This is a genomic window from Streptomyces sp. NPDC059456, assembly GCF_042750055.1.
GTDB lineage: Bacteria > Actinomycetota > Actinomycetes > Streptomycetales > Streptomycetaceae > Streptomyces.
In genome coordinates, this window is the sequence record NZ_JBHYVA010000437.1 from 6,816 (window position 1) to 7,297 (window position 482).

A 482-nucleotide genomic window follows, 5' to 3' on the forward strand; every position below is an offset into this window, starting at 1 on the left:
CGCGCCGCCGCCGGCCCGCCCTTGGGCGCCTCCGGGCCCGCGGGGGGCCGCGGGGCCCCCCCCGCCCCCCCACGACGTACCCACCGGGCTGGTGCGGTTCGAGGTCGCGCCCGCACCGCTCGCCGCCTGGGCGCGGGCCTGGACGGGCGGCGGACCGGCGGTGCACGTGGGCAACGTCGCCGAGTACAACACCCAGTTCGCCGACGCCTCCCTGGACCGCGACCAGCGGGCCGCACACCACTACGCCTGCCTGGCCGCGTTCTACAGCCCGTGGCCGGGGGCGCTGGTGCTGCCCGGGGCGGTGCCCCCGGGCTGGATCGAGCGGGTCGGCCGGCTGCTGGAGTGGGAGGGGGTGGAGGTGTACGACGGCCTGGCGGAAGGAGGGCCCGGGCTGTCGGATGCGGTACGGGCCCGTCCGGCGCTGGCCGGGCGGCTGGCCTCGGGCGGGCTGCCCCTCGTGCCGTGGGGGCGGACGGCGGCGT

The 482-nt window shown here is 80.5% G+C and carries 1 protein-coding gene; it reads left to right on the forward strand.

Annotated features, from left to right (window positions below):
* Positions 1–91: 91 nt before the first annotated feature.
* Positions 92–482, forward strand: a 391-nt coding sequence (locus ACFXA3_RS29495; protein ID WP_385191596.1) for a hypothetical protein, incomplete at its 3' end; no start/stop codon positions are given.